The sequence below is a fragment of the Kitasatospora sp. NPDC096077 genome (genome assembly GCF_040303245.1).
Classification (GTDB): Bacteria; Actinomycetota; Actinomycetes; order Streptomycetales; family Streptomycetaceae; genus Kitasatospora.
Genome location: NZ_JBEOSV010000073.1, coordinates 1 through 17,991, shown reverse-complemented (window position 1 = coordinate 17,991; position 17,991 = coordinate 1). Strand labels below are relative to the sequence as shown.

Genomic DNA, 17,991 nt, shown 5'->3' with positions numbered 1-17,991 from the left:
GTAGTGGGCGACGGGGGGTGCCCCGCGACATTAACCGGGAAACGGGCAGCGCTTTCCCCGGGAACGGCCGGACCGTTCCCGGGGGGACGCGGTTCGCCGGGGCCTAGATGCTGCCGACCACCTTGCGGGGCGTGAGCCGGATGACCACCCGGACGTCGTCCGGGCCGTCCCAGGTGTACTCGTCCACGCCGCGGTACTTGGTGGCCAGCTCGTCGATCAGCTCCCGGCCGCCCTCGGTGGTCAGGGTGACCGAACCGCGCACCTCCAGGTACTCGTACGGGTTCTCCGGCGGGTTGATCACGAGCGAGACCCGCGGGTCCTTCACCAGGTTGAGGTGCTTGCGACGGCCCTCGACGGTGGAGAACAGGATGTCGTCGCCGTCGCGCTTGACCCAGACCACCGAGGACTGGGGGCTGCCGTCCGGCTGGATCGTGGAGACCACGGCGAAGCTCTTGCCGTCGATCAACGCCTTGGCGCGGTCGGAGAGTTGCGCACTCATCGAAAACCTCTTCTCATCGGCGGCGGTGCGGTACGGCCCGGGGCGAGCCCCGCCCGGACCCGGACCGCACACTATCGACTCGGGCCCCCGCACATCGCGTGAACACCCGTCAACTCCCGGTTATTCCCGGCCGCCTGAAGAGATCCCCGCGGGCTCCCCGTGGAGCCCGCGGTCAACGCCGTTCGTACACCAGGGCGGTGGCGATCGCGGCCAGCCCCTCGGCCCGGCCGGTCAGGCCCAGGCCGTCGGTGGTGGTGCCGGAGACCGAGACCGGCGCGCCGACCGCCTCGGACAGCGCGGCCTGCGCCTCGGCCCGCCGCTTGCCGACCTTCGGCCGCACCCCGATCACCTGGACCGCGACGTTGCCGATCTCGAAGCCCGCCGCCCGTACCAGCCGGGCCGCCTCGGCGAGCAGCGTCACCCCGGAGGCACCGGCCCACTCCGGACGGTCGGTGCCGAAGTGGGCGCCCAGGTCGCCGATCCCGGCGGCCGAGAACAGCGCGTCGCAGGAGGCGTGCGCGGCGACGTCCGCGTCCGAGTGCCCGGCGAGCCCGAACTCGGAGTCCGGCCACTCCAGCCCGGCCACCCGGAGCGGGCGGCCGGCCTCGAAGGCGTGCACATCGGTGCCGATCCCCACCCGGGGGATCAGGGGCTCAGTAGGCATCGGCGGCCCTCCTGCGGGCGAGTACGGCCTCGGCGAGCACGAGGTCCAACGGACGGGTGACCTTGAACGCCTCCTCGTGGCCGGGCACCACGACGACCGTGCCGCCGTAGCGCTCCACCAGCCCGGCGTCATCGGTGACCGGCGGGGCGTCGGCGCCGCCGGCGGCCTCCTCGGCCAGCGCCTTGGCGTGCACCTCGACCAGGGCGGCCCGGTCGAAGCCCTGCGGGGTCTGCACCGCGCGCAGGGTGGCCCGCTCGGGCGTGTCGAGCACCGGCTCGGGGCCGCCCGGGTTCGGCTCGACCCGCTTCACGGTGTCGGCCAGCGGCACCGCGGGCACCACCGCGGGCGCGCCGGACCGGACGGCGGCCGCGACGGCGTCCACCACCTCGACCGGGACCAGCGGCCGGGCCGCGTCGTGCACCAGGACGATCCCGACGTCCTCCGGGATCGCGGCCAGGCCGAGCCGGACCGATTCCTGGCGGGTCGCGCCGCCGGCCACCACCCGGATGTCCTTGTCGTCCAGCCCGTGGCTGTCCAGCAGGGCGACCACCTCGGCCACCCCGTCGGCGGGCGCGGCGACCACGACCAGGCCGACCGCCCGGCTGCGGGCGAGGGCCCGTACCGCGTGCACCAGGAGCGGCACACCGCCCAGTTCCCGCAGGGCCTTCGGGGCGCCGGGCCCCAGCCGCTCACCGCGTCCGGCGGCGGGCACCACTGCTGCTGCGACTGCTGCTGAGGCGTTCAGGTTTCACTCCTTCGGAGAAGTGGGTATGGCCTTGGCGTGCCCGGCGGGCGCGGGGCCCCTTCCGAAGAACCACTGGTCCACTGCCCGCCGCACGACTGCGCAGAAACGGTCTTGCAGGCCTGGACCGGCTCGGGTGGGGAGGCGTCGTCCGGACACGCCTCAGCGCCCGGAGTGCCACTGCACCACTCCCGGACGGTTGGTCCTGGGAGCGGCACGCCGGCACCGGGCGCTGTGGGGCGTTGGGCGGAAGCCCGACCGCACTACGAGGCGAGCACCTCGTCGAGCAGCGTCTCCGCCTTGTCCTCGTTGGTGTTCTCCGCCAGCGCGAGCTCGCTGACGAGGATCTGGCGCGCCTTCGCGAGCATCCGCTTCTCGCCGGCCGAGAGGCCGCGCTCGCGCTCGCGACGCCAGAGGTCGCGCACGACCTCGGCAACCTTGATCACATCGCCCGAGGCGAGCTTCTCCAGGTTCGCCTTGTAGCGACGGGACCAGTTGGTCGGCTCTTCGGTGTACGGTGCGCGGAGCACCTCGAAGACCCGGTCCAGACCCTCCTGGCCGACTACATCGCGCACGCCGACGAACTCCGCGTTCTCGGCGGGCACGCGGAGCGTCAGGTCTCCCTGCTGCACCTTGAGCACCAGGTAGGTCTTGTCCACACCTTTGATCTGGCGAATTTCGATGGCCTCGATCAGCGCGGCCCCGTGATGGGGGTAGACCACCGTGTCGCCAACCTTGAACGTCATGTGACAGGACCCCTTCCGTGGCTTTCCAGAATAACACGCCTTGCGGCCCACTCGAAGGGCGTTTTCGCAGGTCAGGGCAGGTCTCGGGGCTTGACAAGGACCCCCATGACGTGCTGCGACCGATGTTCGAGAGGGGCTTCCCGCAGGTCGGAGGCGGTTCCGAGGTCCGGCGAAACCCTTGCGCAACACCCCCGCAACCATGATTGGATCTTGAGCTTTCACCCCGTTCCGAGTCGTGACCGAATCGTTATTCGATCTTGGTCGAAGCTTGTCCTCCCGCCCCGCCCTCCCGTCGGTCGGCGCGCCGGATTCCGATGACCCGTCCATGCCACGGGTACCGCCGGACGGCCCCCGCGGGGCCCCTGGAGTGCGACACGGGGACCACCCCGTGAGGAGCGCATAAGTGAGGTCGATAATCTGAGACCTGACCTGTCGACACGTAACCAAGGAGTAGCCGCCGCCGTGAGCCGCAGCCTTCGACGCGGCAGCATCGCCGCAATCGCCGCCATCGCCATCGCCTCGCTGTCCTCCTGCGCCGCCAGCAACACGCCGGACACCTTGCAGGTAAAGCCCGACAACGCGGCGGCGACCCTGGGGACGGACCTTCGACTGAACAACATCGTGATCGTCACCGGGGCCGGCACCTCGGGTGACTACACCGGCCCGGCCAACGTGGTCGTGAACATCTCCAACACGGCCACCACCCCGGCCGAGCTGCAGTCGATCACCGTCGGCAACGGCGCGGCCGCCACCTTCGCCGACGCCGCGGGCGCCCCGCAGCCCAGCATCGTCATCCCGGCCGGCGGCTCGGTCGCGCTCGGCGCACAGGGCGGCCCGTCCGCCACGCTCGGCTCCGCCGCCGTCCACGTCGGCGGGTTCTCCACCACGACCTTCACCTTCAAGGGCGGCCAGAAGGTCGACACCCAGGCCGGCGTCAGCCCGGCCACGGGCCTGTACACGGGCTTCGGCCCGACCCCGGCGGCCGTGCCGGGCCACAGCGCCTCGCCGGCCGCGGGCGCCCCGGCCACGCCGTCCACCGGCGCCGGCACGACGGGTGCTCCGGCCACCCCGTCGACCGGTGCCACCACCCCGGGCACCCCGGCCACCCCGGGCGCCCCGGTCGCCGGCGGCAGCGCGACGGCCACCGCGCCGGCCGCGCACTGACGGAGTGCACCCCGCCTCCCGCGGGCCCTTGCCGGGCCCGCGGGAGGCTTCGTGCTGCCCGGCGCGCGGAACCGGGCGAGCCGGGCAGGACCGGACATGCGTGAAGGCCCCACCGGCTCGCCGGTGGGGCCTTCGGTCGTCTTCGCGGGCCCGCGGTTTACGGCTCGAACTTGTAGCCCAGGCCGCGGACGGTGACCAGGTAGCGCGGCGCGCCCGGGTCGGGCTCGATCTTGGCCCGCAGGCGCTTCACGTGGACGTCCAGGGTCTTGGTGTCGCCGACGTAGTCCGCGCCCCAGACCCGGTCGATCAGCTGCATGCGGGTGAGCACCCGGCCCGCGTTGCGCAGCAGCATCTCCAGCAGGTCGAACTCCTTGAGCGGCAGGTCGACCTTGGCGCCGTCCACCGTCACCACGTGCCGGTCCACGTCCATCCGGACCGGGCCCGCCTCCAGGGCACCCGGGCCGCCGCCGTTGTCGCCCGCGCCGCCGTCCTCGCCGCGGCGGCGCAGCACCGCGCGGATCCGGGCGACCAGCTCACGGGTGGAGTACGGCTTGGTGACGTAGTCGTCCGCACCTATCTCCAGCCCGACGACCTTGTCGATCTCGCTGTCCTTGGCGGTCACCATGATCACCGGGACGTTGGAACGCACCCGGAGCTGGCGGCAGACCTCGGTGCCCGGCAGGCCCGGCAGCATCAGGTCGAGCAGGACGAGGTCGGCGCCGTTGCGTTCGAACTGCTCCAGGGCGTCGGGGCCGGTCGCGGCGACGGCCACCTCGAAGCCCTCCTTGCGGAGCATGTACGAGAGGGCGTCGCTGAACGACTCCTCGTCCTCGACCACCAGTACTCGGGTCACGATCAGGCCTCCGGGGCAAGCTGGGTTGTCTTTGTCAGGGGTTGTTCCCGCTCCCCCGCGGGGAGCGAACGGGCCGCACGGGCGGTGCGGTCCGCGGTGAGGGTTCGGTTGTCGCCGGGTCCGGCGGCGGGGCCGTCGTCGGCGAAGTCGTCGTCGAAACTGTCGTCGTCGAAGCCGTCGTCGTCCACACCGGCGGCGTCGACACCGCCGGCCGGGCCGCCCGGCGCCTCGTCGTCCAGGTCGTCCAGGTCGTCGGGGTCGAGCCCGGCATCGGCGGTGGGCGCCTGTCCGGCGGGCAGCCGGACGGTGAAGGTCGACCCCTGCCCCTCGACGCTCCACACCGAGACGGTGCCGCCGTGCGAGGCGGCGACGTGCTTGACGATGGACAGGCCGAGGCCGGTCCCGCCGGTCTGCCGGGAGCGGGCCGGGTCGACCCGGTAGAAGCGTTCGAAGACCCGCTCGCGGTCCTTCTCGGAGATCCCGATCCCCTGGTCGGTGACCGAGATCTCGATCAGCTCGCCGTCCGCCTCGCCGAGCGCGGCGGCGCTGGAGATCCGGCGGGTGGCGATGGCCACCCGGGTGCGCGGCGGGCTGTAGTTGACGGCGTTCTCCACCAGGTTGCCGAGCGCGGCGGCGAGCTGGCCGCGGTTGCCGTGCAGGTAGAGCCCGGCGATGCCGCCGGCCGCGATCAGGATCTGCTTGGCGGCGGCCTGCTGGCGGCAGCGGTCGATCGCCTCGGCGATCAGCTCGTCCACCGCGACCGGCTCCGGGTCGATCATCAGCCGGTCGTCCTGGACCCGGGAGAGGTCGATGATCTCCTGCACCAGGCTGGCCAGCCGGGCCGCCTCGACCTGCATCCGGCCGGCGAAGCGCTGCACCGCCTCCGGGTCGTCGGACGCATCGACGACCGCCTCGGAGAGCAGCGACAGGGCGCCGACCGGGGTCTTCAACTCGTGGCTGACGTTGGCCACGAAGTCCCGGCGGACGGCCTCCACCCGGCGGCGCTCGGTCTGGTCCTCGACCAGCACCAGCACCAGCCGGGAGCCCAGCGGGGCGACCCGGACGGAGACCGCGAGCGGCTCGGCCGCGCGGGCCGCGCCCGGCCGGGGCACCTCCAGCTCGACCTGGCGGATCTCGCCGTCCCGGCGGGTGGCGCGGGCCAGCGCCAGCATCGGGTCGACGGCGACCGCGCCGCCGCGCACCAGACCCATGGCGTAGGCCGCGGAGCTGGCCTTGACCACCTCGTCGCCCTCGCCCAGCACGATCGCGCAGGAACGGAGCACCGAGAGCACGGTGTCGACCCCGGGGGGCAGCGGGGTCTCCGGGGAGCCGGTGCCCAGTGCCTGGTACCGGCCGTACTGCCTGCCGCTGGTGTACTTGCCCTTGGCCTGCTCGCGCTCGCTCCAGCGGAAGGCGATGGAGGCGGTGAGGCCCACGCCGAGCCCGGCTATGGCACAGGCAGCGGCAGCGGCCACATTCACGTCCATGTGGCCAGCGTAAGCGCACGGCCAGGCCGGTCCCCAAGGGCTGGATCAAGGGATCGACCACGCGTTGCCGAGAATTCACCTTCACGTAGCCGTCGATTCACCGTAGTGGCCGTGCAACGTCGCCCGACCGGCACAAAGTTGGCCATGCAGCCCGTGTGGGAGAGATCGGTGCGTCGAAGGGCGGCCAAGGTCTCGGGTGTGCGCGTACCATTCGCGCCACCAGCAGCGGTCACCCGAACGCCGGACCGATGGTCGGACGGGCTGACCGGTCGGCACCGCCACCGACACAGCTTCTGAGGAGAGAACATGCGCGACGCGTACCACGAGGAACTCGATGCGATCGGCGACAGCCTGGTCGAGATGGCCCGGCTGGTCGGCTCCGCCCTGGGCCGGGCCACCACCGCACTCCTCGACGCGGACCTGACGCTGGCGGAGAGCGTGATCTCCGCCGACGAGAAGGTCAACGAGCTGCACCACGAGCTCGAGAACCGCGCCATCGACCTGCTCGCCCGGCAGCAGCCCGTCGCGACCGACCTGCGCATCGTGGTCACCTCGCTGCGGATGAGCGCCGACCTGGAGCGCTGCGGGGACCTCGCCCGGCACGTCGCCAAGGTCGCGCGGATGCGCTACCCCGAGTCGGCGGTCCCCGCCGACCTGCACTCCACCGTCCTGGAGATGGGCCAGCTCGCCCAGCGGCTGGTGGCCAAGGCCGGCCTGGTGATCGCCACCAAGGACGTCGACAAGGCCCTGGAGATGGAGCAGGACGACGACCGGATCGACGCCCTGCACCGCGAGCTGCTGTCGCACCTGATCGACGAGCGCTGGCGCCACGGCATCGAGACCGCCGTCGACATCACCCTGGTCGGCCGCTACTACGAGCGCTTCGCCGACCACGCGGTCTCGGTCGCCAAGCGCGTGGTGTACCTGGTGACGGGCGAGCACGTGGCCGAGTTCGTGGCCGCCACCGAGGCGGCGGAGGCCGCCGGGGCGGAATGACCTCCGCTCACCCCCAGGGGTGAGTAAACCTGCGGCAGGGGTGGTGCGGATGCACGGTTTTCCGGACGTCCCACCCCTGCGCGCCCGTTGACGCTTCCTCCGGACGGGGGCTTCACTCGACGGTGGGGGCACCGCAACGTGCCCGTCACTAGGAGGGAAGAGCTCGATGAAGGCCAACCCGACCCGACCGGTACTCGCCCAGCCCGCCGTCGAGCCACCCGCCCCTAAGCTGCTGCCCGTCCTCGCGGCCGGCTGCGGCTGCGGCCCGGGCTGCGGCTGCGGCTGCCAGTCCGGCGCGCCCTGCCAGTGCGGCGGCGTCGACGGCGGCTGCTGCGGCCACTGAGTCAGCCCGCCACGGAGACGTGCGACGACAGAGGTGCACGGCCGTCGGCGGCCGTGCACCTCTGTCGTGTCGGCGGTCAGGACCGCCGGACCTGTCGGGACCGTCAGAACTGGACGTCGGTGCAGGAGTAGAAGGCGTTCCCGGTGTCGGCGATCGTCCAGACCGCGACGACGACCTGGTGCCCGGTGCGCCCGCTCGGGACGGTCGCGGTGTGGCTGAGCGTGCTCGGCACCTGCTGGCCGTCGTACGGGACGGTCAGGAAGGGCGTCAGGTCGAGACTGTCCCGGGTGATCGGCTGGGTGGCGTCGTAGCCCGGCTTGGTGAGGTAGTACTCGAAGTCGGTGGTCGCGTGCCTGGCGGTGAAGGTCCAGGTGAAGGTGAGCTGCTGGCCCGCCGTCACCGGCGTGGTCGGCCAGGCGCCGCCGTGCGGGTCGTCCAGTTCGGCGAAGCGGGAGTTGCCGCCCGCGCAGATGGTGCCGTCGGCGGGACCGGCGGACGGGAAGCCCTTCGGGCCCTCGACGCTCTGCGGCTCCCACTGGATGTCGCCGCAGTCCCAGGAGACGGCGTTCGCGCTCGCGTCGCAGAGCGCGGCCCGGCTGGGCGGCGTGGAGATGTAGCCGTGGGACTGGGCGGGGAAGGCCAGGGTGAGCGGGATCGCCAGCGCGGCGACGGCCGCCCCGACCAGATGACGTGTGCGCATGGTGCTCCTCCGTGGGGGTGGATGGAGAGTGCGCCGGGGCACAGACGCGCGCGCGTGGGGGATGCGGCGGCCGGGACACGGGGGGACCCTTGGCATGCCTGCGCCAGCCCGGTGCCCTCACGGTAGGAGTCGGCGCCACCGCCCGTCAATGGTCTGAACCATTTTGGGACGACCGCCGCCAGGGCTCAACTCGCCTGGGGCACAGTCCGGTTGAACGAGAAGGCCCCGCCCCCCGGCGAACCGGGGGCGGGGCCTCGTCGACGGGCGGGTTACTTCTTGCCCTGGTTCTTGACCGCCTCGATGGCGGCCGCGGCGGCGTCGGCGTCGAGGTAGCGGCCGCCCTTGGCGAGCGGCTTGAAGTCGGCGTCGAGCTCGTAGACCAGCGGGATGCCGGTCGGGATGTTCAGGCCGGCGATGTCCGCGTCGGAGATGCCGTCCAGGTGCTTGACCAGCGCGCGCAGGCTGTTGCCGTGGGCGGTGACCAGGACGGTCCTGCCGGCGGCCAGGTCCGGGACGATGGCGTCGTACCAGTACGGGAGCATCCGCTCGACGACGTCCTTGAGGCACTCGGTGCGCGGGCGCAGCTCGCTCGGGATCTCGGCGTAGCGGGCGTCACCGGCCTGCGAGTACTCGGCGTCGTCGGCCAGCACCGGCGGCGGGGTGTCGTAGGAGCGGCGCCACAGCTGGAACTGCTCCTCGCCGAACTCGGCCAGGGTCTGGGCCTTGTCCTTGCCCTGCAGCGCACCGTAGTGCCGCTCGTTCAGGCGCCAGCTGCGGTTGACCGGGATCCAGTGGCGCTCGGCCTTGTCCAGGGCGATCTGCGAGGTGCGGATGGCGCGGCGCAGCAGCGAGGTGTGCACCACGTCGGGGAACAGGCCCTCGGCGGCCAGGAGCTCGCCACCGCGGGCGGCCTCCTTCTCGCCCTTCTCGTTGAGGTCGACGTCGACCCAACCGGTGAACAGGTTCTTCTGGTTCCACTGGCTCTCGCCGTGGCGGAGCAGGATGAGTCGGTACGTCGTGTCAGCCATGGCCCCCAGCTTAGTGGAGGGCGGAAAACCCCTGGTGAGGTCCACCGACACGTGAGTAATGTGTGCTCCGCACTACTGACACTTACATGCGCCGGTCGGCGGGCCTGCCCCTGTCGTCCGGCGGACGCCTGCCCTCGGGAGCCCCCACATGCTCGTCGCCCTGGCCGCCAACCCCCGGATCCGAAGACTGGTGCACGAGACGGTGGGCGGGCTGCCGCGGCAGTTCTGGTGGCTCTGGGTGAGCACGCTGGTGAACAAGCTCGGCGCCTTCGTGATCACTTTCCTGGCACTCTACTTGACCACCACCCGGGGCTACTCGGCCTCCTACGCGGGCCTGGTGGCCTCGCTGTTCGGCCTCGGCGCGGCGATCGCGGCGCTCGGCGGGGGAGTGCTCGCCGACCGGATCGGGCGCCGGCCCACGCTGGTCGCCGCCCAGCTCGGCACCGCGCTGTCCACCGCGGTGCTCGGCTTCGTGGACGGCCAGGTGGCGATCGCCGCGGTGGCCTTCCTGGTCGGCCTGTTCAACAACGCCAGCCGGCCCGCCGTCTCGGCGATCATCGCCGACATCGTCCCGGCCGAGGACCGGGTCCGGGCGTACTCGCTGAACTTCTGGGCGATCAACATCGGCTTCGGGCTCTCCGCCGCGGTGGCCGGTCTGATCGCCACCCAGGGTTACCTCACGCTCTTCCTGCTGGACGCGCTCTCCACGCTGATCTGCGCCGTGGTGATCTTCGTCCGGATCCCGGAGACCCGGCCGGACCGCGGCTCCGAGCCCGCGCGCAACGCCGACGGGCCGGCCATCGGCCTCGGCACGGTGTTCCGGGACGGCCCGTTCATGACGGTGGTCGGGCTCAACCTGCTGCTCGCGCTGATCTACCAGCAGAGCAGCACCACGCTGCCGGTCCACATGGGCGCCGCGGGCATCACGTCCACCGAGTACGGGCTGGTCATCGGCCTGAACGGGATCCTGATCGTGGTGCTGCAGATCCCGCTCACCCGGTGGATGGAGGGCCGCTCCCGGACCGGGCTGCTGATCGCCAGCTGTCTGCTCACCGGCTGGGGCTTCGGACTGGCCGCGCTGGCCGGCTCCTCCGCCTGGCTGTTCGCGCTCTCGGTGGCGGTCTGGACGGTCGGCGAGGTGCTCAACGCGCCGACCATGATGGGGCTGGTCGCCGAGCTCTCGCCGGCCCGGGCGCGCGGGCGCTACCAGGGCGTCTACTCGCTCTCCTGGTCGCTCGCGCTGTTCCTCGGCCCGGGGATCGGCGGGGTGGTGCTGGAGCACGCCGGGCCCGGGGTGCTCTGGAGCGCGTGCGGGGTCATCGGGACGCTCGCGGCGCTCGGGCACGTGCTGCTGGGCCGCCGCGCCCGGGCGGCCGCGGCGGCACGCACCGGGGCGGTGACGGCGGTGGGGACGACGGTGGAGACGGTGCCGGCGATGACGGACGCGGCGGCGACGGTCGCGGCGGAGCCGGTCCGGCCGGACCGGGCCCCGGCGCAGGCCTGAGGCCGGTCGGCGGACTCAGTCGCCGGACGGGGCGGCCAGGTGGGAGAAGGCGGCCAGGTTGCGGGTGGACTCCCCGCGCTTGGTGCGCCACTCCCACTCGCGCCGGATCGCCGAGGCGAAGCCCAGCTCCAGCAGGGTGTTGAAGGGCTCGTCCGCGTTCTCCAGCACCGTGCCGAGCAGCTGGTCGACGGTGGCCGGGGTGAGCGCCTCCAGCGGGAGCCGGCCCGCCAGGTAGACGTCGCCGAGCGCGTCCATCGCGTACGCGACGCCGTGCAGACGGAGGTTGCGCTCCAGCAGCCAGCGGTAGAAGGCCTCGTGGTTCTCGTCCGGACGGCGGATCACGAAGGCGTTCACCGACAGGGTGTGGTCGCCGACCCGCAGCGCGCAGGTGGTGCTCAGCTTGCGGGTGCCCGGGAGGGTCGCCACCAGCGTGTACGGGTCGGTGGCGGCCGGCTCCCAGGCCACCCCGGCGTCGGCCAGGGCGGTGCGCAGGAGGGTCAGGGCCTCGTCCTTGGTGCGGGTTGCCATGGGGGTGACGTTACTCGGCGGTACCCGGCGGCCGCAGCCCAGACGGGACCCGGCCGCTCGGGCCCGCCCGAGCAGGCCCGCCCGCTCAGGCCCGGCGGCGGGCCACCGCCAGCCGCCCGGCCGGGCGGGCCAAGCTGCCGGCGTACACCTCGGCGGTGGTCGCCGCGGCGGTGTCCCAGCCGAAGGCGGCCGCGTGCCGGGCCGCCGCCGCGCCGCGCCGGGCCACCAGCGCCCGGTCGGTGACGTACGGCTCCAGCGCCCGGGCCCAGGCCAGCGGGTCGTGGCCGTGCACCAGCGTGCCGGACCCGCCGTCCCGCACCGCGACCGGCAGGCCGCCGACCGCGGCCGCCACCACCGGGGTGCCGCAGGCCTGGGCCTCCAGTGCGACCAGCCCGAACGACTCGCTGTACGAGGGCATCACCAGGGCCGTCGCGGCCCGGTACCAGTCCGCCAACTGGGCCTGGCCGACCGGCGGGTGGAAGCGCACCACGTCGCCGATGCCGAGCTGAGCTGCCAGCTTGTGCAGGCTCTCCGGCCGGGCCAGCCCGGTGCCGGACGGCCCGCCGACCACCGGCACCACCAGGCGCTCGCGCAGCCCCGGACGGCGCTCCAGCAGGGCGGCGACCGCCCGCAGCAGCACGTCCGGCGCCTTCAGCGGCTGGATCCGCCCGGCGAACAGCAGCACCGCGGCGTCCTGCGGCAGGCCCAGCCGGTCCCGGGCGGCGGCCGCCGCGCCCGGGCCGCCGGGGCGGAAGACGTCCAGGTTGACCCCGGGGTGGACGACGGCCAGCTGGTCCGGCCGGGCGGCGTAGTGCAGCGCCAGCTCGGCGGCCTCCTCGGTGGTGTTGGCGATCAGCCGGTCGGCCGCCTCGACCACCTGGGTCTCGCCGATCACCCGGGCCGCCGGTTCGGGCGTGTCGCCCACGGCCAGCGCGGCGTTCTTGACCTTCGCCATGGTGTGCATGGTGTGCACCAGCGGCACCCCCCAGCGCTGCGCGGCCAGCCAGCCGACCTGCCCGGAGAGCCAGTAGTGCGAGTGCACCAGGTCGTAGTGGCCGGGGCGGTGGCCCGCCTCCGTCCGCAGCACCCCGTGGGTGAAGGCGCACAGCTGGGCCGGCAGGTCCTCCTTGATCAGGCCCTCGTACGGCCCGGCGGTGACGTGCCGGACCAGCACGCCCGGGGCCAGCTCGACCGTCGGCGCGTCGTCCGAGCAGGTCGACCGGGTGAACACCTCGACCTCGATGTTGAGATCGGCCAGCCGCTTGGCCAGCTCGACGATGTAGACGTTCATCCCGCCGGCGTCCCCGGTACCGGGCTGGTGCAGCGGCGAGGTGTGCACGCTGAGCATGGCTATCCGACGCGGGCGGCGGCGGCCCGGGACGAGCGACTGCAGCCGGCCGCGCGCGGGCGCGGCGGACGCGGCACGGCGTACCGAACGGACGGGGTGCTGGATCACCTGGCTGAAGCCTCCTCGTGTGCGGCCCGTCTCGGCGGTCCGCGTGAACGGGCCGCCGCATGTCCGGTGTGCGCTGCCCCGTCCGGGCACACATCACCACCAGTGTGCCAACCACATCGCGGGCACCGGGCATTCCCGCTCCCGCCGATCGGTCCGCCGGACCGGCATCGACGCAGGTCAGGGCGGAGGAGGACCCGCCCCGGGGACGCCGACTACCCTTCTGGGCATGGCTGCCTCCTTCGACCCCGCGACCGCCGCGCCCGCCCGCGGCCGGACCGGACGGCCGGTCGGGACTGTCACCCGGGGCACCACCAACACCAACCGGCTGCGCCGGATGGACCGCTGGATCGCCCACACCCTGGGCCGGACGCTGCGCGCCGCCGAGCGGCCGCCGGTGGCGGTCGACCTCGGCTACGGCGCGGCACCGTGGACGGCCGTGGAACTGGCCGGGCGGCTGCGCACGGTGCGGCCGGACGTCCGGGTGGTCGGGATCGAGATCGAGCCGGAGCGGGTCGCGGCCGCGCTGCCGTACGCCGACCCCCCGCTGCTCACCTTCCGGCGCGGCGGCTTCGAGGTGCCGCTGGACGGCGGCGCGCCGGCCCAGCTGATCCGGGCCGCCAACGTGCTGCGGCAGTACGACGAGTCGGCGGTGGCCGGGGTGTGGGAGCGGCTGTGCGCCCGGCTCGCGCCGGACGGACTGCTGGTCGAGGGCACCTGCGACGAGATCGGGCGGCGGCACGTCTGGGTCGCGCTCGGGCCGGAGGGGCCCCGGACGGTCACCTTCGCGGCCCGGCTGGGCGGTCTGGGCCAGCCCTCCGACCTGGCCGAACGGCTGCCGAAGGCACTGATCCACCACAACGTGCCGGGGCGGCCGGTGCACGCCTTCCTGACCGACTTCGACCGGGCCTGGGCGGCGGCCGCGCCGTACGGGGCGTTCGGGGCGCGGCAGCGCTGGGTGGCGGCGTGCACGGCGCTGGCGGGCAGCTGGCCGCTGGTGGACGCCCGGGGGCGGTGGCGGCAGGGCGAGGTCACGCTGCCCTGGACGGCGCTGGCGCCGTAGCGGGCCCCCGCCACGGCGGTGGTGGGGCGGTCGCGGGGCCGGGCCGGAACGGTCGGCGGCGCGGAGCGGACCGGTGGCGCGACGCATTCACTCGAACGAGTTATCGAATATCTCTGGCGTGTTGACGCCTCGTCACGCCACCATGGAGGCCGCCGAGCGGCGACACCACACGCCGCTCGGCCCTCGCCGTGCCCAGCCGTACGCCCTCAGCCGTCCTGCCCGAGCAGCTCCCTCCGGGCCTGCTCGAACACCCCGTACATCTCCGCCCCGAACAGCACGAACCGCACCTCCGCCAGCTCCGCGCCCGCCCCCGGGTCACCGCCGTCCAGCACCTCGGCGACGGTGCCCAGCGCGATCCGGGCCGCGTCCGCCGGCGGCCAGCCGAAGATCCCGGCCGACACCGCCGGGAAGGCCACCGTGCGCGCGCCCAACCCGGCCGCCGTACGCAGCGACTCGCGATAGCAGGAGGCCAGCAGCCCAGCCCGCTCCTCGTACTCCTCCGCCAGGTACACCGGCCCGACGGTGTGCACCACCCAGCGGGCCGGCAGCCGGCCCGCCGTGGTCGCCACCGCCCGCCCGGTGGGCAGCCCCTTGCCCCAGTGCGAGGCCCGCAGCCGGCGGCACTCCGCCAGGATCTCCGGCCCGCCCCTGCGGTGGATCGCGCCGTCCACCCCACCACCGCCCAGCAGCGAGGAGTTGGCGGCGTTCACCACCGCGTCCACCTCCTGCGCCGTGATGTCACCCTCGACCAGAGTGATCCGCGTCACCGTCACCACGCCCCTTTCCCGGGCCCGTCCGGCCGCTGCCGGGCCGGGATCCGGGCCGTCATCCGAATCCGATCACCACACCGCCACCGGCGTGGCAATAACCACAACGGCGCCGGTCGGCCAGAGAAATCCCCGGAGATCACGTTATGGTCGCGAGAAGTTCCCCGACGCACGGTGCCAGGCGGGCACTGCGGACGGACGCCGGCCGTTACGCAGTCGGGGAAAGGGAGGAACCACCGATGCCCGCAACGGGAGACGGGCGGGCACCTGGTGCCGCGGACCTGCCGGGCGCCCATGACGGTGCCCCCGTCAGCCATGCCCGTACGCGCCCGGCGACGACCGGTCCGGCCACGGCCACTCCCCCGATACCCCATCCCCGGTCGCAGCCGGTCCGCACCGGGCACGGCACCCGCCGCACCGCCCCCGCGCACGTCACCGGGACGGGGAACCGCCCGGCGACCGGCGAGGCACCCGCGGACGGCGGCGCCGCACCGCTGCGACTGCTGGTCATCGAGGACGACGCCTCGGACGCCCAGCTGATCAAGGCGGCGGCCGCCGACAGCGGCACCTCGATCGAGATCCACTGGGCCCGCGGCCTCGACCAGGCCACCCACCTGCTCGCCCAGTCCTCCCCCGCCACCCGGCGCGGCCGCGCCCGCGGCACCGAGTTCGGCTGCGTGCTGCTCGACCTGGCCTCCCCGGCCGACCTGCCGCACCCCTCCGACGCGTCCGACGGGCTGGAGGGCCTGCACGAGCTGCTCCGCCGCGCCCCGCACATCCCCGTGGTGGTGCTCACCGACGCCGCCGGAGCCGAACTCGGCGCCGCCGCCGTCGCCGCGGGCGCCCAGGACTTCCTGATCAAGCACGAGACGGACGGCCCGCTGCTGGCCCGCGCACTGCGCTACGCGGTCGAGCGCAAGCGCGCCGACGAGTCCCAACGGCGCCTGGTCGAAGCCGAGTTGCGCGGCCAGGAGAACGCCCGCCTGCAGCGCCACCTGCTGCCCACCCCGCTGCTCGACGGCGCCGGACTCTCCTTCACCCGGCGCTACCGCCCCGGCCGCCGCCGCGCCCTGCTCGGCGGCGACTTCTACGACGCCGTGCGCACCGACGACGGCACCGTCCACGTCGTGATCGGCGACGTCTGCGGCCACGGCCCGGACGAGGCCGCGCTCGGCGTCGCACTCCGGATAGCGTGGCGCACCCTGGTCTTCGCCGGACTCACCGGCGAGACCCTCCTCAGCACCCTCCAGCACGTGCTGGAGCACGAGCGGCGCAGCGACGAGATCTTCGCGACCCTCTGCATGCTCGTCATCGAACCCGGCGGCGGACTGAGCACCGGACTCGACGCGCTCGGCACCGGCGAGCGGGCCCGCCTCTACCTCGCCGGACACCCGGCACCGCTGCTGCTCGGCCGCGACCACGCCCCGACCACCCTGCCCGCCGACCTCGCCGGGCCCGCGCTCGGCCTGCTGCCGTGCCACGACGGGGAGGCCGCCTGGCCCGCGCAGGAGCTCGAACTCCAGCCCGGCTGGCGGCTGTTGCTCTACACCGACGGGCTGATCGAGGGCCGGGTCGGGGCCGGGTCGCGCCGCCTCGGCCAGGACGGGCTGGCCGACCTGATCGCCGACCACCAGTCCGCCGGACTGACCCGGGGACGGCTGATCGACAGTGCGATCGCCGAGGTGGAGGAGCTGAACGGCGGGGCGCTGACGGACGACGTCGCGGTGCTGCTGCTGGAGCGGAATCCGGTGCAGTTGATCCTGGGCTGAGGCGGCTCGGGCGCAGGTGGACAGCCGACAGCCCGGGCGGGGTGGACTCCCCGCCCGGGCTGCGGTGTTGCTTTGGGGGTTCGGCCCTTTGGGCTCACCAGGGGCCGTAGGGGCCGGTGTTGCTCCGGCCGCCGCGGCCGCTGCCACCGGTGAGCGCCTTGATCGCGGGACGGACGTCCACCACGTAGACGATCGAGGCGACCAGGCCGGCCAGGGTGCCGATGCTGCCGAGGAAGTTCGCCCCGAACAGGAGGTCCCAGCCGAAGCTGATGCCGAGGACGGCCAGCCAGAAGCCCTTGGTCTTCTTGTCGGCCGCCCGGTAGGCGTCCTCCCGGCGGGTCGCCGCGTCGATCAGCGCGAAGAACTTGTAGCCCAGAATGGCGACGGCCATCCACCAGAACGGGTTCAGGTAGGAAAGGGCCAGGATCTGGAACACTCCGGTCATCGCGATCTCCTACGTCTCTCGGCTTGCTGCGCCCCGGCCGCCGCCCATCCTGGCACGGCGGCCGCCCGCACGGTGTGAACGTCCCACCGCCGGCGGATGTGCCCCCGGTGGCTACTCCGTGGCGCCGGGAGCGCTCTTCCGGGGCTTGGACTTCTTCGGCGCGGGGGGCTCGTCGAGCAGCTCGGCCTCGATGGGCTCGGCGGGGGCGGCGGCGTCGGAGGGTTCGACGGCCTGGGTGGAGTCGGCCTGGGTCGAGTCGGCCTGGGGGCGCGCCTTGTCGACCACGACCTTGCCGCGCTCGGCCAGCTCGTCGTAGGTCTCCTTGGCGCGGACAGCCAGTTCGACGGCGCGGGCCACCTGCTGGAGGGCGAAGCCCTGGGCCCGCTCCTGGAGGACCTTGAGGTCGGTCGGGAGCGCGGTGACCGCCTCGGTGACCTTGGCCGGGGCCCCGGCCAGCAGGCCCTGGGCCTCGTGCAGCTTGGCGGTGGCCATCTCCTGGGCGCCCTGGCGGTCCGCCGCCAGCGCCTCGACCTTGCCCGGCACCTCGCGCAGCTTCTCGTACGCGAGGTCGCCGGCGCCGGCCAGGGCGTACAGCGGGGTCGGGTCGGTGAGGGTCTTCTTGATCTCGTCGGTGATCGGCATGGTTACCGGTCCTCCCGGTGGGTGTGCTGGGTGGCCGCGCCGTCGGTCGTCGGAGTGGAGTCCGAGACGGCGTTCTCCTTGAGGAAGGCGTCGTAGACCGCGAGCAGCGCCTGCTTCTGCTGCTCGTTGATCAGCGGATCGGCCAGGATCGAGGCCCGCAGTTCCAGGCCCTCGCCCCGCCGTTCCTCCAGGATCCCGGCCTGGACGTACAGCGTCTCCGCCGAGATCCTCAGCGCCTTCGCGATCTGCTGGAGGATCTCTGCGGACGGCTTGCGCAACCCTCGCTCGATCTGGCTGAGGTAGGGGTTGGACACGCCGGCGGCCTCCGCCAGTTGGCGCAGCGAGTACTGCGCGTTGCGGCGCTGCTCGCGGATGTACTCGCCCAGGGAGGCGACGTTCAGTGAGGCCATGGGGACAGCTTGGGGGATGGTGCTTGCAATTGCAAGCAGGGTGCTAACGGATGCAAACGGGGGGGTCTGGTGGGGGGTGGGCTTTCGGGAGGGTGGGTGGCCGGGGGCGGTTCCGGGGGGGGGTGCTCCGGGGGCTGGGTGATTTTCGGACTGCCGACCCTGTCCGCTGATGCCCGACCGCCGTTGGC

20 protein-coding genes are annotated in these 17,991 nt (G+C 73.4%); 6 read left to right on the top strand and 14 right to left on the bottom strand.

Annotated elements, in window-relative coordinates; translation table 11 throughout:
• Nucleotides 1-103: 103 nt before the first annotated feature.
• The 4 genes from ABTZ03_RS37105 to ABTZ03_RS37090 form a co-directional block, all read right to left on the bottom strand.
• Nucleotides 104-499: a PPOX class F420-dependent oxidoreductase gene (locus tag ABTZ03_RS37105; RefSeq protein WP_350517596.1), complete on the bottom strand. Its 396-nt coding sequence runs from the start codon at nt 497-499 to the stop codon at nt 104-106.
• A gap of 172 nt (nt 500-671) precedes the next feature.
• Entirely contained in the window at nt 672-1,163 is a 492-nt protein-coding gene (gene ispF / locus ABTZ03_RS37100) for a 2-C-methyl-D-erythritol 2,4-cyclodiphosphate synthase (RefSeq protein ID WP_350517595.1), read from the bottom strand.
• A complete protein-coding gene (ispD, locus tag ABTZ03_RS37095; RefSeq protein WP_350517628.1) occupies nt 1,153-1,908 on the bottom strand; it encodes a 2-C-methyl-D-erythritol 4-phosphate cytidylyltransferase in 756 nt (251 codons plus the stop codon). The genes ispF and ispD overlap by 11 nt, the downstream gene beginning before the upstream one ends.
• A gap of 260 nt (nt 1,909-2,168) precedes the next feature.
• Complete coding sequence (locus ABTZ03_RS37090) at nt 2,169-2,651, bottom strand: CarD family transcriptional regulator (RefSeq protein ID WP_030244332.1); 483 nt, start codon at nt 2,649-2,651, stop codon at nt 2,169-2,171.
• A gap of 462 nt (nt 2,652-3,113) precedes the next feature.
• On the opposite strand from ABTZ03_RS37090, the gene ABTZ03_RS37085 reads away from it, so the two are divergent.
• On the top strand, nt 3,114-3,815 hold the full coding sequence (locus ABTZ03_RS37085; protein ID WP_350517594.1) for a DUF461 domain-containing protein: 702 nt from the start codon (nt 3,114-3,116) through the stop codon (nt 3,813-3,815).
• Nucleotides 3,816-3,972: 157 nt separating this feature from the next.
• Here ABTZ03_RS37085 and phoP read toward each other — a convergent pair whose 3' ends face one another.
• Both phoP and ABTZ03_RS37075 read right to left on the bottom strand, forming a co-directional pair.
• Nucleotides 3,973-4,668 carry a two-component system response regulator PhoP gene (gene phoP, locus ABTZ03_RS37080; protein WP_031069385.1) on the bottom strand — a complete coding sequence of 232 codons (696 nt, stop codon included), beginning with the start codon at nt 4,666-4,668 and terminating at the stop codon, nt 3,973-3,975.
• Between the two features lie 2 nt (nt 4,669-4,670).
• Nucleotides 4,671-6,155, bottom strand: a complete 1,485-nt coding sequence (locus ABTZ03_RS37075; RefSeq protein WP_350517593.1) for a sensor histidine kinase — start codon at nt 6,153-6,155, stop codon at nt 4,671-4,673.
• A gap of 306 nt (nt 6,156-6,461) precedes the next feature.
• Between ABTZ03_RS37075 and phoU the strand changes: the two genes are divergently transcribed.
• Together phoU and ABTZ03_RS37065 are read left to right on the top strand one after the other, a co-directional pair.
• Nucleotides 6,462-7,151: a phosphate signaling complex protein PhoU gene (gene phoU / locus ABTZ03_RS37070; RefSeq protein WP_350517592.1), complete on the top strand. Its 690-nt coding sequence runs from the start codon at nt 6,462-6,464 to the stop codon at nt 7,149-7,151.
• Nucleotides 7,152-7,317: 166 nt separating this feature from the next.
• Nucleotides 7,318-7,494 carry a hypothetical protein gene (locus ABTZ03_RS37065; RefSeq protein ID WP_350517591.1) on the top strand — a complete coding sequence of 59 codons (177 nt, stop codon included), beginning with the start codon at nt 7,318-7,320 and terminating at the stop codon, nt 7,492-7,494.
• Between the two features lie 103 nt (nt 7,495-7,597).
• Here ABTZ03_RS37065 and ABTZ03_RS37060 read toward each other — a convergent pair whose 3' ends face one another.
• On the bottom strand, nt 7,598-8,194 hold the full coding sequence (locus ABTZ03_RS37060) for a lytic polysaccharide monooxygenase (protein ID WP_350517590.1): 597 nt from the start codon (nt 8,192-8,194) through the stop codon (nt 7,598-7,600).
• A gap of 269 nt (nt 8,195-8,463) precedes the next feature.
• Entirely contained in the window at nt 8,464-9,222 is a 759-nt protein-coding gene (locus ABTZ03_RS37055; RefSeq protein WP_350517589.1) for a phosphoglyceromutase, read from the bottom strand.
• Between the two features lie 148 nt (nt 9,223-9,370).
• Here ABTZ03_RS37055 and ABTZ03_RS37050 point away from each other — a divergent pair, with 148 nt between their 5' ends.
• Nucleotides 9,371-10,726: an MDR family MFS transporter gene (locus tag ABTZ03_RS37050; protein ID WP_350517588.1), complete on the top strand. Its 1,356-nt coding sequence runs from the start codon at nt 9,371-9,373 to the stop codon at nt 10,724-10,726.
• Between the two features lie 15 nt (nt 10,727-10,741).
• Here ABTZ03_RS37050 and ABTZ03_RS37045 read toward each other — a convergent pair whose 3' ends face one another.
• Both ABTZ03_RS37045 and mshA read right to left on the bottom strand, forming a co-directional pair.
• On the bottom strand, nt 10,742-11,254 hold the full coding sequence (locus ABTZ03_RS37045) for a type III secretion system chaperone family protein (RefSeq protein ID WP_350517587.1): 513 nt from the start codon (nt 11,252-11,254) through the stop codon (nt 10,742-10,744).
• Between the two features lie 85 nt (nt 11,255-11,339).
• On the bottom strand, nt 11,340-12,710 hold the full coding sequence (gene mshA, locus ABTZ03_RS37040) for a D-inositol-3-phosphate glycosyltransferase (protein ID WP_502894713.1): 1,371 nt from the start codon (nt 12,708-12,710) through the stop codon (nt 11,340-11,342).
• Between the two features lie 226 nt (nt 12,711-12,936).
• Here mshA and ABTZ03_RS37035 point away from each other — a divergent pair, with 226 nt between their 5' ends.
• Nucleotides 12,937-13,770, top strand: a complete 834-nt coding sequence (locus ABTZ03_RS37035; RefSeq protein ID WP_350517586.1) for a class I SAM-dependent methyltransferase — start codon at nt 12,937-12,939, stop codon at nt 13,768-13,770.
• A 206-nt stretch (nt 13,771-13,976) separates the two neighbouring features.
• On the opposite strand, the gene ABTZ03_RS37030 is transcribed toward ABTZ03_RS37035, so the two are convergent.
• Nucleotides 13,977-14,537 (bottom strand): O-acetyl-ADP-ribose deacetylase, encoded by a 561-nt coding sequence (locus ABTZ03_RS37030; RefSeq protein WP_350517585.1) that lies wholly within the window; start codon nt 14,535-14,537, stop codon nt 13,977-13,979.
• A 239-nt stretch (nt 14,538-14,776) separates the two neighbouring features.
• On the opposite strand from ABTZ03_RS37030, the gene ABTZ03_RS37025 reads away from it, so the two are divergent.
• A complete protein-coding gene (locus ABTZ03_RS37025) occupies nt 14,777-16,306 on the top strand; it encodes a PP2C family protein-serine/threonine phosphatase (RefSeq protein WP_350517584.1) in 1,530 nt (509 codons plus the stop codon).
• 94 nt (nt 16,307-16,400) lie between these two features.
• Here the strand turns inward: ABTZ03_RS37025 and ABTZ03_RS37020 are convergent, their stop codons facing one another.
• The 3 genes from ABTZ03_RS37020 to ABTZ03_RS37010 form a co-directional block, all read right to left on the bottom strand.
• A complete protein-coding gene (locus ABTZ03_RS37020; RefSeq protein WP_350517583.1) occupies nt 16,401-16,751 on the bottom strand; it encodes a DUF2516 family protein in 351 nt (116 codons plus the stop codon).
• A 111-nt stretch (nt 16,752-16,862) separates the two neighbouring features.
• Nucleotides 16,863-17,393, bottom strand: coding sequence for a hypothetical protein (locus ABTZ03_RS37015; protein WP_350517582.1), 531 nt, complete (start codon nt 17,391-17,393; stop codon nt 16,863-16,865).
• Nucleotides 17,394-17,395: 2 nt separating this feature from the next.
• Nucleotides 17,396-17,803, bottom strand: coding sequence for a helix-turn-helix domain-containing protein (locus ABTZ03_RS37010; protein ID WP_350517581.1), 408 nt, complete (start codon nt 17,801-17,803; stop codon nt 17,396-17,398).
• Nucleotides 17,804-17,991: the final 188 nt, after the last annotated feature.

What these genes read in the sequence shown, in the direction of transcription:
- ABTZ03_RS37105 (WP_350517596.1), bottom strand. Translation starts at nt 499, where the DNA reads ATGAGTGCGCAACTCTCCGACCGCGCCAAGGCGTTGATCGACGGCAAG.
- ispF (WP_350517595.1), bottom strand. Translation starts at nt 1,163, where the DNA reads ATGCCTACTGAGCCCCTGATCCCCCGGGTGGGGATCGGCACCGATGTG.
- ABTZ03_RS37090 (WP_030244332.1), bottom strand. Translation starts at nt 2,651, where the DNA reads ATGACGTTCAAGGTTGGCGACACGGTGGTCTACCCCCATCACGGGGCC.
- ABTZ03_RS37075 (WP_350517593.1), bottom strand. Translation starts at nt 6,155, where the DNA reads ATGGACGTGAATGTGGCCGCTGCCGCTGCCTGTGCCATAGCCGGGCTC.
- phoU (WP_350517592.1), top strand. Translation starts at nt 6,462, where the DNA reads ATGCGCGACGCGTACCACGAGGAACTCGATGCGATCGGCGACAGCCTG.
- ABTZ03_RS37065 (WP_350517591.1), top strand. Translation starts at nt 7,318, where the DNA reads ATGAAGGCCAACCCGACCCGACCGGTACTCGCCCAGCCCGCCGTCGAG.
- ABTZ03_RS37060 (WP_350517590.1), bottom strand. Translation starts at nt 8,194, where the DNA reads ATGCGCACACGTCATCTGGTCGGGGCGGCCGTCGCCGCGCTGGCGATC.
- ABTZ03_RS37055 (WP_350517589.1), bottom strand. Translation starts at nt 9,222, where the DNA reads ATGGCTGACACGACGTACCGACTCATCCTGCTCCGCCACGGCGAGAGC.
- ABTZ03_RS37050 (WP_350517588.1), top strand. Translation starts at nt 9,371, where the DNA reads ATGCTCGTCGCCCTGGCCGCCAACCCCCGGATCCGAAGACTGGTGCAC.
- ABTZ03_RS37045 (WP_350517587.1), bottom strand. Translation starts at nt 11,254, where the DNA reads ATGGCAACCCGCACCAAGGACGAGGCCCTGACCCTCCTGCGCACCGCC.
- ABTZ03_RS37035 (WP_350517586.1), top strand. Translation starts at nt 12,937, where the DNA reads ATGGCTGCCTCCTTCGACCCCGCGACCGCCGCGCCCGCCCGCGGCCGG.
- ABTZ03_RS37025 (WP_350517584.1), top strand. Translation starts at nt 14,777, where the DNA reads ATGCCCGCAACGGGAGACGGGCGGGCACCTGGTGCCGCGGACCTGCCG.
- ABTZ03_RS37020 (WP_350517583.1), bottom strand. Translation starts at nt 16,751, where the DNA reads ATGACCGGAGTGTTCCAGATCCTGGCCCTTTCCTACCTGAACCCGTTC.
- ABTZ03_RS37015 (WP_350517582.1), bottom strand. Translation starts at nt 17,393, where the DNA reads ATGCCGATCACCGACGAGATCAAGAAGACCCTCACCGACCCGACCCCG.
- ABTZ03_RS37010 (WP_350517581.1), bottom strand. Translation starts at nt 17,803, where the DNA reads ATGGCCTCACTGAACGTCGCCTCCCTGGGCGAGTACATCCGCGAGCAG.